The sequence below is a fragment of the Gardnerella swidsinskii genome, from assembly GCF_003397705.1.
GTDB lineage: Bacteria > Actinomycetota > Actinomycetes > Actinomycetales > Bifidobacteriaceae > Bifidobacterium > Bifidobacterium swidsinskii.
In genome coordinates this window covers 211,995-227,965 of sequence record NZ_QJVB01000001.1, presented here as the reverse complement: position 1 = coordinate 227,965, position 15,971 = coordinate 211,995, and the positions used below count along the sequence as shown (strand labels likewise).

The following is a 15,971-nucleotide window of genomic DNA, read 5'->3' as shown; positions in this document are numbered from 1 at the left end:
AATCATATGTGCTTATAATAAGTAACAATATGTGACTTTTAGTTGCGTTTGAAAATGCAGTTTCAATAATGATTGCAGCAGGATTATATGACAAAACGATTAGTAGTATTGCACTCCGCAGAAGTAGCTGCGATGGCACTTGCCTCAACAGCTGCTTTTATGCGTAGCTTTGGCTTTTTCGTTTTGTGGCTTGTTTTAGGACTTCTTTCTGTTGCATTGTATTCTTATGCATATTTTTTCTTGCGCAAAAGCGTTATTAAAGCAAAAAATGCGTATATAGAAAATAATATATCTAATCTTAACGGCGCAGGCGCTAACAGCATAAGTAGTGATGTTGAGAATATAGGAAACAACAAAGATTACATAACAACTCTTGAGCAAAAACGCAAAAAAGTCGAATCACAAAATAAGCAAATACTTAGCAATTATCTAAATAATTTAACAAATATTATTTCATGCTTTATTTGTGGGCTTATTCACGTTCCTTGGATTTATTACTACGGAATTGCAAATGGCGTCTTAACATTGGTGATTTTGTGGCGAGTAATAAAGCGTCCACAAGGTCACCCTATTGATGAAAGCGATTTGTAAAGATTTAAGACTTATTGGCAATCTACCATTACGTTGAGTATTAAGTTTTGAGTACATCATATTGCTGCAAAGAATTGCAATATTTATACTAGAAATACAAAATACATACGAACGAGAAGCAATGTACATGAATTAGCTACAATGCTCACAAACAAAACAGCAAATTGGAAAGAAGGCAACTCATGAGCAAGAACTCTATAAAAGTTATTAAAAAAACGCTTATTTGGATTCTTAAGTGGGCATTATTTACAGCAGTTGAGTTCCTTCTTTTGTATGTTGCAATTATTTCTTGGAATCATGATTTTGCACAGTTCATGGACGAATACAGTGATGCTATTATTCCATTTATGGCAGCAACCGGAGCCATGGCAGCAACAATGATTCGCGACGAAGGCACTATTCTTGAAGTCAAAGATTAAGGTGGTTGTAGATTATTTTGCGGATGCGATTGAAGCCTCTTGGCGAGCAACGTCAAGTGCTTTGTTGAAGGCATCGCTAGTCCAACTTGCTCCAGCAACAACTGAAATATGCAAATCTTTCAACGGCTTTCCAACGATTTTTCCTGGAATAGCCTTTGAGAATGCATCCATATGGCCTCTTGAAATCGGCGTAAACGGATGAGGCGTCATTTGCACATCGCTAACATTCCCATTTGCAACGCTTAAGCGCACATCGAAACTGTCTTCTGCAACCGGACCATACGTAGCTTTGACTTTATAGTCGCCATCTTTGTAATTGCCAGTGTCTGTTTTAGGCTGATTCTGCTGGTTCTGAGAATCCTCACTTTGCGCAGAAGATTTAGATTGCTGAGCACCAGCATCGTACTTTCCAGAAGGATTACCGCCATCATCCGCGCTTTGACCAGAATTACCAGCGAACTCATCGTTCATTGGTACAGCACTCGGCTCACCGCAAGCAGACAACATAGCAGACGATGCAGCTACAATTGCAAGCGTAGCAACAGTTTTTGCAACTTTTTTGGATTTCAAATCGTCGCGTGAAACATCGTGAAACATATTATCTGAAACCATAAAATCATCGCCTTCAAATCTTGTATATTTTAAAACCCACGCAACTAATCATCTAAATTCGCTAATTTAGGCGACTTAGTAGGCTCATGGTCTTGCAAAGCTTCCACAACACTTTCATCAAGGTGAGCACTCGTAAACGCAGGCTTGCCACCAATCGCCTCATACGCTTTGCGAGCATCCTCGTTATTCCAACGCTCACCAACAAGCACACCGTGGTTGAGCATAATTTCTCGATCTGCACATTGAGCAACCAAAGAATCGTGAGTTACAACAATAATCGTCGTACCTTGATTGTGCAGCTGCTTAAACAAGTCGAGCACAATCTGCTCATTTTTTTCATCCAAATTACCAGTCGGCTCATCCGCAAGAAGCAACTTAGGGCAGTTGATAAGTGCACGAGCAACGCAAACACGCTGCTGCTCGCCGCCAGAAAGCTGGCTTGGCAGATGGTGAGCGCGATCCTTCAAGCCCACGCGATCCAAAGCGTCCATTGCTTGAGCTTCGTCAACAACAGAATGATAGTATTGCGCAACCATCACATTTTCAACAGCTGTTAAATGCGGAACAAGATAAAACTTTTGAAAAACTAAACCGATTACGTTTTTACGAACGTCAGCGAGTTGACCGGCATTCAAATCCTCAAGTTTGCGACCTTGCAAAGACACGGAACCTTTAGATGGTGAATCCATGCAGCCAATAATGTTCATTAACGTTGTTTTGCCAGAACCACTGGAGCCAACAATAGAAAGCCACTCGCCTTCTGGCACAGTGAGCGACAAATCGTCAACAGCTCGAAGAGATCCGTAAATCTTGGAAATATGATCCAACGTCAACAGCATTTTTGGCTTAGACTCCGCGCTATCTAACTTATTTTCTATATTCTCTGTCATATTAAATCCTTAACTAATCACTCTAAAATCACTCTAAAAGCTATTCTTCTCGAAGCACAATCGCAGGGTCGATCTTTGAAGCACGCAAAACAGGCGGCAATGCAGCAACGCAAGACGCAGCAACGCTAAATACAATAGAGAACACGACTAGCCACCAATTCACGCCCAAATCTCTCGAGAACACCATTGCAGCAAGCAAGCGCGCAAACACATACCCTACCGCAGTACCAGCAATACCGCCAACGAAGCCATATACTCCAGCTTCAGCAGTAAACTCCACGCCAATACTCCGTGCGCTCGCACCCAAAGCTTTGCGCAAACCAATTTCATTTCGACGCTGCTGCACAATCGAAGAAATCGTAGTGCTCACGCCAACCATCATCAATACTAGAACAACTAGCGATACAATGCAGAACAGGCTGCGAAGCATAGTGATAATACCAGTGTCAGCAGCAGTAACTTTAGTAACTTGCTGAGCGCGCACGCGCATAGAAGTCATGTCGTTAATACTTCTAACAACCGCATCGACGCTAGGCGCAGAAGACGAGTAAGCAATCACGTCTGCTCCGCGCTTAACTCCCGTAAGAGTATTCACATCCGCATTAAGAGCGTAAAGCATAGAATCTTCAGCACCGCCCGTATCCAAAATGCCGCAAACGCGGAAAGTTGTGCCGTGAGTATCCATAATATCCGTTGAGACTCTGCCTTCAACAAGCTTTTGTTGAGAAGATTTTTGCGCAGACTGATCTGAAGAATTTGCAGCAGAATTTTGCGCTTGATTCTCTGCTGGCTTCTCTACAGACTGATTTGTAGACTTATTTGCAGATTCACTTGCAGACTTATTTGCAGACTTATTTGCAGACTTCTCTGCTGGCTTATGCGAGCCGACAGTATTATCCGAAGATCTATACGCAATCGCAATACGAGAGCCTATTTTTAAGCCCATCGCAAGAGCTACATCTCGCCCAACCATAACATTTCCACTGCTAGACCAAGAGCCGTCTACATTCCAATGCTTATTAAGAGACTTTACTGAACGAACATCTATTCCTGCTAAAACATATGGAGCTGCGTTAATACGCACGTTTTCGTAACGATATGTAGCAAATCGCATAGCACCTTTTGCAAGAACCATATCGTTTGTGTGCAAAACCATCGCGCGATCAATACCGTTTTTCCACTCACCCTCAATTGGAGTTACGATAATATTCGCTCCATAAGCACGCATTTCATCGCTCATTTGCTGAGGCACAACCAGGCAGATTGCAGCTAAACAAAACAGCGTAGCAGCACCAACAAGCGTTGCAATAACAGCCATCAAAGCACGCGATTTTCTACGAAATACCGCGCTAAATAGCATGGTAATAAACATAGAATTGTTGGAAGTCATATAAGATTTACCTGCCATGAAGCACCTCCGCAGGACGCACACTCAAAATCGAACGAATCGAAGAGCCTGCAGCCGCAAGCACAGTCAACGCAAGCAGCACGAACACCAGAACAAATACCATTGGTCGGAACAAAATCGAAGAGCCAAACACTGTGAAACCAATAATCTGCGCCACCGCAAATCCCAAAGCCATGCCGAGTAACGCTCCACCAAACGCAATAACCGCAGTTTCCATAAGCATAAGACGAGCAACAGCACCATCACGTGCACCCAAAGCCTTAAGCAATGCAAGCTCGCCAGAACGCTCAGAAATTGAAGCAGCCATAAGATTCGCCACAGCAACAGCAGCAGCAATTAAACTCAACGCAGTCATCAAAACCATAACAGCACGCGTCTTATTTAATACGTTACCCTGCAACGCCGCAACTTGACGAACCTGCTTTGCAACAGCTCCAGGAATTACCTCCTCAATTTGGTAAGTAATCGAACTCGGGTAAGCCGTGCAATACCAAGTTTCCCACTCTTCCTGGCTGAGCGCTGCCGGATTTTTAGCAGCCTTTCGCGCTAAATCATTTTCAGGAGTAGTAAGTGCCTTTACTTCAATCGAATCAACCTTATTCGGCTTATTTGCAAGGCTTTGAGCATCGCTAGAACTTGCGTAGATTGCGTTATTGTCATCGTCGCCAGAATCGTATACGCCAACCAAGCGCAACGAAACCTCGCGTCCGTCACGAATCAAACGCAAACGCTGGCCAAGTTTTAAGTGCAAACGCTCAGCTAGCTGCGCACCTACCATTGCTTCAGATTTATTATCTTTTGCCCAACGACCTGCATTAATCTTCCACCAAGAGCGCAAACCTCTAACACCAACAACTGTTGTTTCCCCGGAAGCGAGCGCAAGCTTACGATTAAACCAAGTTCCAATAATAGGCACTACCAAATCGCCAGAAGATTTCGCTTCAAGATTTGCATGAACAATTATTTTCGGCGCAAAATTAGTGATATTAAACGCCCAGAAAATCATTTTTATTTTTGCAGCATCAGATTCTTTTAGCGAAGCAGTAGACTCGTGGCTTTCCGCAGCCTTTAAACTCTCAGAACCATTAGTATCAATCTGCTCTCGAGAAGCATACAAATCATTTACAACAGCGCTAGATTTTGGCTGAACCACAATATTTGAACCATATGAACTCAGCTCTGCGTTAATTTTGTCTCCAACGTCATACACAACGCTAAGCATTGACACGCTAACGCACGCGCTTAAGCACACTACGAGCGCAATTAACACACGCTTTTTCAATTGCCGCACAAGAGATCGAGCAACCATGCGCATCATAAACATAGCAACTCTCCCTTACTTAAAATGCGAACTGAGCACGTCTAAATCAGCAGTATGAATTGTGATTTTGCCATGCCCAGCCTTATACGGGAACGGAATCGGATTGCAACCACCTTTAAAACCGATAGTTGCCAAATTAATTGCTACGTCGCACTTACGGCAAATAATCTTACCGTCTTTTTCATAGTAGCCTGCATCGCCGCAGTTTTCGCAAGCATCCAATCCAACGCCATACGCTCCACCATTCTTTTTAATGATTATAAAACGCATAATAGTGCCGTCTTTTGCTTTGTATTGGAAACGATGCAAATGACCATCTGAAACTTGAACGTAATTAATAGTTGCAACACCATCGTGCAATTCATACGGTTCTGGAGGCGTAAGAGTTGGTTTAATATTCATAATAGATACGCCTACAGTAAGCGTAAGTATTACTGTGATAGCAGCCAAAAGAGCTGCGAGCGCAGACTTCCGAGATTTCCTTTTAAACGCTCGCTTCGTGCGAATTTCTGCTGCATTTTCACCAACTACAGCCGTTTTAAAGCCGATTATTACGGATGCAGCAGCAGGAATCATGAACACGCTAATTTGCGCCATAATCATTAATGGAGCGTTATTAATTAGCCAAACAAGCACGCTAAAAGAAAAGTCATCCATATAAAGCAAAATGCTTCCTTGCATAATCTGCAAAAGTGAAGTTATGTGTTGCACTAGCAGAATAATCATGCTTAAAACTACAGCAATTTTGAAGCAAATCGCGTTAGATGTAGTGCGCAAAGAACGCACCATAAGACTTAAGCAGATAGCAGCAATAACACCAAGCACAAAACCAAGCGCGCGAAGTAACATGTCTGACGTAAAAGGCGGAGTGCTTGAATCTACGAAAATAGTAAGCTGCAAAATAACATCTGGCAAAGCATAAAACACAGTAAACGCTAAGCAACATGCACCAATAGCGTTGCTTATATGCATTAAAAGCGGGCAATTACGCCAATTTTTTATTATTTTGTGTGAAAAAATAACCACAATAATTGCAGCAATATCAAGCGGAACCGCAATGCATAACGCCGGCATATTAATAAAGTTTCGCTGATTAATTACTACAGATGCGCGAAGTATAGCAAAAATAAGAGCTGCGACTGTGCCTGCAGACAGCCCATACAATCTCCAACGTGCACTCAGAGGCTTATCTCGCCCCTCGCCAACAGTAAGCGACGTGCTTAATCCCATTGTGAGTAGCGCAAGAGGGAGCAGCCCAGGCATAACTGCCACAAACAGTCTGAGCATAACTCCCTCCTTTGCTATTACTTATTATTTACTAAAATTATTAATTAATCGCTAATTATTAACTAGCTATCACTACCACTGACGAGGAGTGTACTTCCAATCGTCGAAGGTTGCCTTAATTGGCTCAGTCCAGAAGCGACCGGTTACGCCGGTAGCAGGATCGACGTGAAGCATCCAACCCTTCTTTTCTGGGGATTCAATAGAAAGCACGAGCTTGTAATTTCCAGCTTTGTCAAGCTTAACGTTTGCACCGTAGTGAGGACCATCGGAAGCGTTCATCTGCATAAACGTGCCCTTACCAACGGATTCGCCGCTTGCCTTATCGACAATCTCATAATTCACAGTCAAATCTGGAATGAACTCGCCCTTACCGTAGCCAAGCTTTGTACCTTTTTGGTTAGCGTGGATATCGGCTTCAAGGTGGAAGCTTGCTTCGCTTGCCTTCAAGCCCATACCAGCTGGAACCATGTCCACTGGCTGGAAGTACACAGCGCCAATGGTAAGAGGTCCAATGTTCTGATCTTGGTGAGGACCAACTGGAACCTCCTCAAAGCCCTTATCGCCGCCCTTGTCATCAGCCTTGTCGTCAGCCTTCTGCTCGGTTGCTTGTGACTTAGCACCAGTTTTAGCGGAATTGCCATTAGAACCGCAGCCAGCGAGCGCAAGCAGTCCAGCAAGAGCCAAAGCTGCAATTGCCATCATTTTATTATTCTTCATATCTAACCTTCTGTGTTTGTTGTTAGTTATTTTTATTTAATTATTGTTATTGGTTGTTTATTAATTATTTATTAGTTGGTTATTTGTTGTTTTGCTTATTTATTTTCTACCGCGCGTTTCACACGACTTCGCGCAATAGATACGCAAAGCAGTGAAATCACAACAATTGCTGCCACAATTTGAGCAACAATCGTCTCAACATACGGATAGAACCCAAGCCAATCGTTAGTTGGCAAGCCTTGAATATACATTCCTTCGAGAGCATCGCCCTCGATTAACGCGTGCACACCACCGCCTGCAAAAATCACTACGAGAACAGACATAAGAGCACTTGTTCCAGTAAAGAATGGGCGAATTGGTATGTGCACAGATGCGAAACGAATCAGCAAGAATATCACTACAAGAACTGCAGCAGCGGAAATGAAGCCTCCCCAAATCATAGAGTCAGCTCCGTTTGAAACTGCAAAGATTGCTTGATAGAAGATTACAGTTTCAGCACCTTCGCGGAACACAGCAAGGAAACTCAATAACGTTAAAGAAACCAAGCTTCCCTTAGAAACTGCTGCCGTTGTTTGCTCACTAATATACTTATTCCATGCTTGCACTGAAGATTTAGAAATCATCCAGTTACTCGTGTAAAGCAGCATAAGCATTGCGAACAATGCAACAACGCCTTCTGTAATCTCCTGCTGCGGACCAGAGCCATTAAATAGCAAGCCGAATAGTGCAGCTACAGCAAGAGATGCCACAATTCCAGCCGCAATACCTAGGTAAATATACTTCACCATATTCTTGTGACCGGATTTAACAAGGTAAGCAATAATTGCTGCAACAACTAGCAACGCTTCCAAACCTTCACGAAGCAAAATCACGAAAGCTTGACCAAATGAGCTAGTTATGAATTGCATAAATGGATTTGCGCTTGAAGATGCGCCTTTGTCTAATTTTGCTGCGTCTTCAATAAGCATCGCTTTAAGATCCGTTACGAACTTTTTAGCTTGCTCAACAGTTGCACCGTTGTTCATTGTTTGGCGGCACTCTTTGAATTGATATTCGACAGTCGAAACGCGACTTCCGCTTATTGCATTCATCACGTTCTTCTCGAAACCAAGCTTTTCGTAATACTGGTAATAGGCTTCGTTAATTAAATCAACTGCAGATGCTACTTGAGTTTTATTACCTTTTGCAAACTTGTAGGTTGCAACCGATTTGTCGAGAATAACGTTCATTTCTCGAGCAACTTGACCCCACGTACGACCATTGCGCCCAAGGTTTTTCTTTTTTGCAGCATCTAGCTTTTTGCGCTCTGCTTTAATTTGCGCACGCAACTTTTGTGCATAAACATTTGGCTTATCCACTTTTAAGTTGGCATCGAGACTAGATGCAGTTTGTGCAACATCCGCTGCAAGAGCCGTTGAAATAGCACTTATTTGTGAACCTTGATTTTGCTGGTACACAAGCGTTTGCAGCTGCTGGAATTGATCAGTTTGTGCCTGAACTTTATTCTGCCCGATTGCATCTCGCACAACCGTAATCATGTTAGAAGCAACGTAAACGGAATTGTATGCTGCTTCAAATCGAGTTGCAGCTCCAGAATTATTGCCACTATTGTATTCTGATTGACCTTGTAGCAATTCATTGTCGATTGCTTTAGAAACTTCTGTCCAGCTAGTATACGAACGATCTGCATCTGTTGCAAAAGCTGGAATAGTTGTAACAAACGAGCTCACTATGCAACCTACCAACATGCACACAGCCAGAATCAGTGCAGCCGAGTCACGAATAATTCGGCGCACTTTTACACACGCGCGCATAACATCTCCTCGCGTTCTTCCGCGTCTTCTTGCGATTCCGCACTTCTCACGCGTTTTACGCCTTTTGCGTTAACGCATTTCCTGCATATCTACGCGCTCTACCCCAAATTGAGCGCACCCAACTAAAACTTGCCATTACAAAGGCCCCACAGGTACATAATATCGACATATCATGTAGATTGATATAGTTCAGAGCAAAAAATACGAAAATATTACAAAATGATATTGATAACGATAATTATCAATCTTTTTGCGAATCGTATTGAGAAAAGCCAATAAGCCCAACAAACTCATTAAACATGTTTCTCATACTTTCTACAATGCGACTTTTCTTCTCAGCGCGCGCCTTAGCCGCAGCGCCAAATCTGCTCATTCTAGGCATTAAATCATTAATGTCTGTACCAAGCTCACTCACTTCGCCAGCGCTAAAAGATTTCTCCATAAACTTGCGAGTCAAAGCATCGTTTAATCCTTCGCTTTGCACGAGTTGCGCCAAGTCATGATTATACTTTTGCTCAACATACTCGCTCCAGCAATCAACAATACTCACCTTGTTGCCGTTCGAATCGTAAACAGTAATGTTACCTCCAGAATCCACAAGCTTATCAAGCTCATTCTCGTTAAGCTGCGCAATAAACCCTTCAATAAGCTTCTTTTTACTACGCAACTGAGAGCTTGCATCAACCATCAACCTAATAGAAGCAAGAACATTTTTATCTTTACAATGCCTGCTATGGTACTGTTCTACTAACATCAAAATATAGTCAATATTTACTTCTACTTGGCGCACAAGCTCCATCTCAAACACAACATCGTCCGTAATGTTTGCAATCTCGCCTTTTTGCTCTTTGCGCTTCCACTCTTCATTTATAGAAAAATACAAGACTAATGGTAAGTCATGGTATGAAAACGACCAATTTAAGAAAGGTACTTCTTGGAAAAGTAGGCTTCAATTCGATATAGATAGAGCTATTAAACAATCCAAAGATTGGGATGATTTTATAAAGAGAATGGCTGCCCTTGATTATGAGATTAAGTATGGAAAACACATTGCATTTAAGCACAAGAACAAAGAAAGATTTACAAGAGCTAAGACTATTGGAGAAGATTATACTGAGGATAGATTAAAAGAGCGTATCTTAGATAATGCTAATCAAAGAACCTATACTGTTAAAAAACGCGTAGGAAATATTATAGATATTGCAAATAATGAAAAGATAAAAATCAAGCAAAGGCTATGAGTATTGGGCTACAAAACATAATTTAAAAACTGCAGCCGATACTGTACTTTTGATGCGTGAAAAAGGATTTAAGTCTATCTCCCAGCTTGATGAATTCATTAAGGAAAGTGCATTAAAAGGACAAGATTTACAGGATTAAATCAAAGTTATTGATAACAAAACTTCAATTCTATTAAATACTATGGAAGAAGTTCATACCGTAAAAATGTATCGTCAAATCTATCTGGAATATAAGAAAGATCCATCTGATAAGGCTTTTTTGAAGAACATAAGTCAGAAATAACACTCTATGAAAATGCCATTTCAAACCTAAAAAAAATATTACTCAAAACTTCCAAACTCCAAGAATATTTTGAAAGAACTTGATTCATTGCATGAAAAAAGAATACCCTAATGCAAGAGTATTCTTCTTCAAAATCCAATATGAAAGAACTGTATCAAATCAGAAAAAATTATGAGAAGTATATGGGTAAAGAGATGGAGAGGTAATTCATTCTCCTTTTTGTCCTCTCAAAAAATCTATAATGGCCATTGCAATTTTTTTAGATAAAATTGGTGGAACGGCATTGCCGATCTGTTTAAATGCAGCTGTTCGTGAATGTTCAAAATAAAAATCATCTGGAAACCCTTGTATTCTAGCGGCTTCTCTTACTGTAATTGAACGATTCTGTCTTAAATCTGGATGAATATAGTAATGTCCATCTTTCGCAATATGAGCAACAACTGTATGACTAACAGAGCCATAATCCAAAGCTTTATATCTATCTAAAAAAGATGTTGTATTAGAATGAGTTTGCAGTTCTTCAGGAATATCGATATACCTTAAATTCTTACCTTTTTTCTTAGCTTTTAGTACCAATTTATATATCTTCAAATCATTTTCATTATGAGGTCTTGCAGCATGTTGTGTTAAAATATCATCTTTTTTACGAATATATTTTTCAACAAACTGACTTGAAACATCACAACGATACTTATGAGAACTTCCTCCAGACTTTATACTTGGCAAGTCCTCAAATAATTCTTTTATAGTTGGGGCAGCTTCAACATATTCAGCCAAGCAGTCAAAAAATGAGTTATCGAACACTAAATCTTTTCGATGTCCGACAAGTATTAAACGTTCTCTTTTTTGTACTACACCATAATTACTTGCATCTACTATTTGATAATCTACCTCATATCCGCACTTATCAAATTCGCAAATTATTTTTGGCAAGAGTAACTCTCCTGATAAATCCTTAAAAGAAAGCAACCCTTTAACATTTTCAAAAACAAAGAACTTTGGTTTATATTTATCCAGAAAATCTAAATAATGTTTATACAGATAAATTCTTTTGTCAGTAGATTTTTTCGACTTGTTATTGGCTCTACCGATTGTAGAATATGCCTGACACGGTGGTCCACCAATAATACCATCTAATTCATTATTGCCTAATCTTTGGTCAATAAATTCAAAAATCGAAGGTATAGTATCTTTACTTATTTCCTTATTCAATATATCTTTAGTTAGATTTCTTGGTATAATCGAGTACAAATCATCTCTCGAGATTTTCCCTTGAATATATTCAAAATATGGAGATAGGTTATTTTCTTTTTTTAAATAGTAATATATGTTTCTTAATTCTAAAGAAGAGCAAGCATCTTTATCCATTTCTATATGACAAATAAAATTATAATAGTCTTTATACCTAAATCCTTCGGTTAATCCACCCGCCCCTGAAAACACATCTACTATATTTAGCATAACCACACCTCCTTTCGTATTTGATTAAATCAATTATCATACACTTCTTTAATTTCTTCGTATTTATTTATAAATTCTTGATTAAACTTTTTTGCATCTCTTAACAAGTCTGAATATGATCTAATAAATAAATCACCACTTTGTTCTAATGAGTTTGCAGTAGTTCTAACTATAGGATCCATATCATATCTGTCAGACATCAAAAATGTTGTTACTTTATCCAACTTATAATGTTTTTGAACAAAAATTTTATAATCTAATGCTTGATTTATTTCCTCTGTTTTAATTTTAATATTCGGCCTCTTCAATTCAATAATAATTAATTCACCATTTACTAAATTACAAAGAAAATCAATCCTACGATTACTGCCCTCTAGTGTTTCATCTGGAAACTTACTTTTTAAAATGCTACTATATGTTTTTTCTCTTTCAAATGTTGTAATTCTAGGATCTAAAATCCAAGGAAACTTTTCTAGAAATGGTTGAATTACTTTAGATTCACTCTCATTTCCATTAACATACTTTTCAAATTGTTCTATAGCTTTTATTCTACCAACTGCAACTTTTGCAAGCTCTTTAGCCTCTATATATTCCCAATCCGAAGTTATTTTTTCAACTTCATCAACCGTTAAATTCTCTTCTTTCAAGTTTTCTATATATGACTGAAAGCTCTCAAATTTATATAAATTTTTTAAGTTGTCCAAAACACGTTTAATTGATTCTATATCATCTGTTTCTGTGGAATTTGTTAATAATGTATCTTTAACTTTCTTTATACTACTTATCTCTGTTGGTGTTAATCCCTTAAAAAATGATTCATCTAAATTAATAAGTTCTTCTTTTTTCTTTCTCCTATTTTCTCTCCATAAAGATGATATTTTTGAAATCAACTTATTTAAATCATGTTTTAATTGAATTGTATTTTCATTTTCTTCCCAAAGGATTGACTGTCTAGCTGTAGATATATAATCCTCTTCATCTGAGTCATCTATAAAATCAATATTAAAAAATCCAGTTACATAGCTATTAAATCTATCATTTGCCCTATCATCAAAAAATACATTTTCTGAAGCCAATTTATTTCTAACATATAACAAAAAACCACTATCCTTTTTCCTTAAAGGAGTCGATTTAGTATATACCCTTCCAGTAATACCATAATCTTTTAGTCTTTTAAATTCTTCTACGCTATTAATATCATTCAAAAAGTCTTCTGGAAATTTCCATTCAAATTCTTTTTCTAACTTCTCAAAATAAATTGATTTTGTAATAGGTTGCTCTTGTTGTGAATTTTCATCAATGAGTTTAACCTCAAACTCGGCATCATAAAATGAAAATCTTCTGGACAAGTTATATGCTAAATCCTCAATACCCATTATTGTATTTTGCCTAATTTCTTTGATTTTAACCACAGTCCCAGATTGTTCATTGGTATTTTCATTTTCACAAATCACTTTTGGCTTATATTCTGATTCACTTTCTGCTTTCATCTCATCATAATTAATACTAAAAGCATTTTTCATGCCATCTTTTATAGAATATACCTCTATAGTCTTTGCAATACCAAATACAGCTAATTTACCTAGGCCTTTCTTTCCTGTCACTTTTCTTTTTTTTACTTTAGAAACGCCTGTACCTTCAGCTTTTCTTCTGTTTCTACCGATTACCAAAAAATTCTGATTTAATTCATCATGGTTCATTCCTGTTCCATCATCTGTAACTGTTACTACCTTTTCATCATAGTTGATTTTTATCTCAACATTTTCAGCATCTGCATCGTAAGAATTTGAAATTAATTCAGCAATAACAGGAGGGAATGAACTATATAATTTTATCCCTAAATGATCAATTGTATTCTTATCAAATTTAATTTTAAATCCACTATTTTCCATAATATTACATCTGATAAAACTATCAGACCCTCCTAACATTCCTATTTCCATCTACAATCTATCGATATAATTGTTGTAGGCATACCTATGATTTGTATATCAAACTTCAAACTTGATTCAACCTTAGTCGAAGCATTATGAATTCTGAAACTAAATTGCCAACCGCCATCAAGGTATAGTTCCAATGTATTCTTACTGTCTGGTTTATATTCCAAGCTAACAATCCTTGTTGGAAGTGTTGATATTGGCAATTCATCGCTTCTTTTACGCTTTTTACCCTCTCTATTCAACGTTCCTCTCAAATTGTAGCTTTGAATTTGAGTTATCTTTTTATTATCAATCCCAATTACTTTATAAAAATCAAATTCTCCAAGCAAATACTCAACCATAAATCTAGGAATCTCTTTACCAAACAAGCAATTTTGTCTCTCCAGTTCCGCTTTAAATGCATTTAATAAAGGAACATATACATCATCTTCTTTGTTAGGTAATTCACTCCACTTAGAACCCTTTTGTTTTTCAGAATCAAGATATTCAAATATTGGTTTAATATCTGTCCAATATTGTTCAGAACAATCTATTCCATACCACTCTTTCCCAAAATCTAAATTCTTAGATAATCTACTATGTTTTACAGCAAAATGATTGTGTTTTACGCTAAGACCAATTTCCCACTCAATACCTCGTCTAATAATCAGTACATCTCTTACATCGCCTTCTTTGCCCTTGTCATCTGATTGAATTTTCAATTCCAGCTCATCTAATCCATCATCTAAAATCAAAGGTTCAAGTTCAAATATAGTATTTACTCCAGCTAATGCACTAATCTTGTATATAGCTTTTTCAGAATCGATTAAAGTATTCCATGCACGTTCTGCAGCATAAAAGCTACTGTTTTTTTCTATCTTTGCCGGACGAACTTTTGATATTTCTTCAAACAATGTAGTTAAATAAGAAAACTCATATGCCCTTCCTTGATTATTACTTTTTTCACTCATAGATTACCTCCGCCTAATTATCTGTTCCTGTTTTTAGGGACCTCAAATTTGAACTAGAATTACGCAAAGCTTCTAAAATTGACTCCGCCATAACATACGCTAAGTTCACAGGAACAGCATTACCGATCATTTTATATGCATCGTTCAAATTCGTATAATAGAATTTAAAATTATCTGGAAATCCTTGTATTCTTGCACACTCTCTCACGGTTAATCTTCTGTATAGTGATTCCTTACCAGGTTCAAATATATTTTTATTTTTTTCTACTTTAGGCATAACTGGTGCTTGCGGATGTAGTTGGCACTGTCTTCCAGATGCTTGGACTGTAAATGCCTGTTCATCCCATTGTCTAACTCTATTTCTACTCATAAATATTGGCGAATAAGCACCAATAAAGTATTCATGATTCAAAACTTTACAGTTATCACCATTCGTCTTATTTTTTTCTAATGCTGGAATTGCCGAATCTTTTAAATCAAATATCGCATCTTTAAAAGTTAACTTTGACTCGTATGGTTTAGGTGGTTCAAATTTGATGTTTAAATCCTTCCTAAATCCAACATAGAAAACTCTTTTTCTATCCTGAGGAACACCATAATCACTAGCATTTAACAAATGAATGAAAACATCGTAACCAGCTTCCTCAAATTGAGAAACAATATTTTCAACAGCACTATTATGCCTTTTCGCCATCATACCCTTAACATTTTCTGCTAAGAAGAACTTCGGCTTTTTATCTTTCAAAATGCGTATGTACTGATAAAATAATTGCCCTCTTGGATCGTCAATCCCCTTTAATGACCCCGCCTCACTCCAAGACTGGCATGGCGGACCTCCTATAATACCATCACATTCAGGAAACATCTCTGAAGGAATACCACAAATATCTCCCTTAATAAGTTTTGTATCATGATTTTTTTCATATGTTTCCCAAATTGTTTTATCGTATTCATTAGCAGCTACCACATTAAACCCTGCTTTTTCAAAACCCAAGTCTAATCCTCCTGCTCCTGAAAACAAACTAATTAAATTCATT

The 15,971-nt window shown here is 38.2% G+C and carries 14 protein-coding genes and 1 pseudogene; 3 read left to right on the top strand and 12 right to left on the bottom strand.

Features of this window, described 5'->3' with window-relative positions; genetic code table 11:
* Positions 1-87 precede the first annotated feature (87 nt).
* Positions 88-591 (top strand): hypothetical protein, encoded by a 504-nt coding sequence (locus D0T18_RS01025; RefSeq protein WP_103013775.1) that lies wholly within the window; start codon positions 88-90, stop codon positions 589-591.
* Between the two features lie 182 nt (positions 592-773).
* Entirely contained in the window at positions 774-1,010 is a 237-nt protein-coding gene (locus D0T18_RS01020) for a hypothetical protein (protein ID WP_162861111.1), read from the top strand.
* 12 nt (positions 1,011-1,022) lie between these two features.
* On the opposite strand, the gene D0T18_RS01015 is transcribed toward D0T18_RS01020, so the two are convergent.
* The 8 genes and pseudogenes from D0T18_RS01015 to D0T18_RS00980 form a co-directional block, all read right to left on the bottom strand.
* The gene (locus tag D0T18_RS01015) at positions 1,023-1,622 is read right to left on the bottom strand and encodes an FMN-binding protein (RefSeq protein WP_103013773.1); all 600 of its coding nucleotides are present in this window, start codon (positions 1,620-1,622) and stop codon (positions 1,023-1,025) included.
* A 44-nt stretch (positions 1,623-1,666) separates the two neighbouring features.
* Positions 1,667-2,512, bottom strand: a complete 846-nt coding sequence (locus D0T18_RS01010) for an ABC transporter ATP-binding protein (RefSeq protein WP_103013772.1) — start codon at positions 2,510-2,512, stop codon at positions 1,667-1,669.
* Between the two features lie 40 nt (positions 2,513-2,552).
* Positions 2,553-3,920, bottom strand: a complete 1,368-nt coding sequence (locus tag D0T18_RS01005) for an ABC transporter permease (protein ID WP_116440323.1) — start codon at positions 3,918-3,920, stop codon at positions 2,553-2,555.
* Complete coding sequence (locus D0T18_RS01000) at positions 3,910-5,244, bottom strand: ABC transporter permease (RefSeq protein ID WP_103013770.1); 1,335 nt, start codon at positions 5,242-5,244, stop codon at positions 3,910-3,912. Before D0T18_RS01000 ends, D0T18_RS01005 begins: the two co-directional genes overlap by 11 nt.
* Positions 5,245-5,256: 12 nt before the next feature.
* Positions 5,257-6,528 (bottom strand): DUF2318 domain-containing protein, encoded by a 1,272-nt coding sequence (locus tag D0T18_RS00995; RefSeq protein WP_012913769.1) that lies wholly within the window; start codon positions 6,526-6,528, stop codon positions 5,257-5,259.
* A gap of 72 nt (positions 6,529-6,600) precedes the next feature.
* Complete coding sequence (locus tag D0T18_RS00990) at positions 6,601-7,245, bottom strand: iron transporter (RefSeq protein ID WP_004109905.1); 645 nt, start codon at positions 7,243-7,245, stop codon at positions 6,601-6,603.
* Between the two features lie 95 nt (positions 7,246-7,340).
* The gene (locus D0T18_RS00985; RefSeq protein WP_116440322.1) at positions 7,341-9,059 is read right to left on the bottom strand and encodes an FTR1 family iron permease; all 1,719 of its coding nucleotides are present in this window, start codon (positions 9,057-9,059) and stop codon (positions 7,341-7,343) included.
* Between the two features lie 241 nt (positions 9,060-9,300).
* A pseudogene (locus tag D0T18_RS00980) lies at positions 9,301-9,939 on the bottom strand (type I restriction endonuclease subunit R, EcoR124 family); the annotation flags it as partial.
* Here D0T18_RS00980 and D0T18_RS07085 point away from each other — a divergent pair.
* Positions 9,881-10,300 carry a relaxase family protein gene (locus D0T18_RS07085; protein WP_205411946.1) on the top strand — a complete coding sequence of 140 codons (420 nt, stop codon included), beginning with the start codon at positions 9,881-9,883 and terminating at the stop codon, positions 10,298-10,300. The pseudogene D0T18_RS00980 and the gene D0T18_RS07085 overlap by 59 nt on opposite strands.
* A 490-nt stretch (positions 10,301-10,790) precedes the next feature.
* On the opposite strand, the gene D0T18_RS00970 is transcribed toward D0T18_RS07085, so the two are convergent.
* From D0T18_RS00970 to D0T18_RS00955, 4 genes are read right to left on the bottom strand one after another with little or no spacing between them, the layout of a single operon-like run.
* On the bottom strand, positions 10,791-12,044 hold the full coding sequence (locus D0T18_RS00970) for a DNA cytosine methyltransferase (protein WP_116440321.1): 1,254 nt from the start codon (positions 12,042-12,044) through the stop codon (positions 10,791-10,793).
* A 29-nt stretch (positions 12,045-12,073) separates the two neighbouring features.
* Positions 12,074-13,936: an ATP-binding protein gene (locus tag D0T18_RS00965; protein WP_116440393.1), complete on the bottom strand. Its 1,863-nt coding sequence runs from the start codon at positions 13,934-13,936 to the stop codon at positions 12,074-12,076.
* A gap of 41 nt (positions 13,937-13,977) precedes the next feature.
* Positions 13,978-14,934 (bottom strand): HaeIII family restriction endonuclease, encoded by a 957-nt coding sequence (locus tag D0T18_RS00960; RefSeq protein WP_116440320.1) that lies wholly within the window; start codon positions 14,932-14,934, stop codon positions 13,978-13,980.
* A 13-nt stretch (positions 14,935-14,947) separates the two neighbouring features.
* The gene (locus tag D0T18_RS00955; protein ID WP_116440319.1) at positions 14,948-15,970 is read right to left on the bottom strand and encodes a DNA cytosine methyltransferase; all 1,023 of its coding nucleotides are present in this window, start codon (positions 15,968-15,970) and stop codon (positions 14,948-14,950) included.
* Position 15,971 lies beyond the last annotated feature (1 nt).

Bases quoted from the DNA above. Each gene is read 5' to 3' on its own strand.
- D0T18_RS01025 (WP_103013775.1), top strand. From the start codon at position 88: ATGACAAAACGATTAGTAGTATTGCACTCCGCAGAAGTAGCTGCGATG.
- D0T18_RS01020 (WP_162861111.1), top strand. From the start codon at position 774: ATGAGCAAGAACTCTATAAAAGTTATTAAAAAAACGCTTATTTGGATT.
- D0T18_RS01015 (WP_103013773.1), bottom strand. From the start codon at position 1,622: ATGGTTTCAGATAATATGTTTCACGATGTTTCACGCGACGATTTGAAA.
- D0T18_RS01010 (WP_103013772.1), bottom strand. From the start codon at position 2,512: ATGACAGAGAATATAGAAAATAAGTTAGATAGCGCGGAGTCTAAGCCA.
- D0T18_RS01005 (WP_116440323.1), bottom strand. From the start codon at position 3,920: ATGGCAGGTAAATCTTATATGACTTCCAACAATTCTATGTTTATTACC.
- D0T18_RS01000 (WP_103013770.1), bottom strand. From the start codon at position 5,244: ATGTTTATGATGCGCATGGTTGCTCGATCTCTTGTGCGGCAATTGAAA.
- D0T18_RS00995 (WP_012913769.1), bottom strand. From the start codon at position 6,528: ATGCTCAGACTGTTTGTGGCAGTTATGCCTGGGCTGCTCCCTCTTGCG.
- D0T18_RS00990 (WP_004109905.1), bottom strand. From the start codon at position 7,245: ATGAAGAATAATAAAATGATGGCAATTGCAGCTTTGGCTCTTGCTGGA.
- D0T18_RS00985 (WP_116440322.1), bottom strand. From the start codon at position 9,059: ATGCGCGCGTGTGTAAAAGTGCGCCGAATTATTCGTGACTCGGCTGCA.
- D0T18_RS07085 (WP_205411946.1), top strand. From the start codon at position 9,881: ATGTTTGCAATCTCGCCTTTTTGCTCTTTGCGCTTCCACTCTTCATTT.
- D0T18_RS00970 (WP_116440321.1), bottom strand. From the start codon at position 12,044: ATGCTAAATATAGTAGATGTGTTTTCAGGGGCGGGTGGATTAACCGAA.
- D0T18_RS00965 (WP_116440393.1), bottom strand. From the start codon at position 13,936: ATGGAAAATAGTGGATTTAAAATTAAATTTGATAAGAATACAATTGAT.
- D0T18_RS00960 (WP_116440320.1), bottom strand. From the start codon at position 14,934: ATGAGTGAAAAAAGTAATAATCAAGGAAGGGCATATGAGTTTTCTTAT.
- D0T18_RS00955 (WP_116440319.1), bottom strand. From the start codon at position 15,970: ATGAATTTAATTAGTTTGTTTTCAGGAGCAGGAGGATTAGACTTGGGT.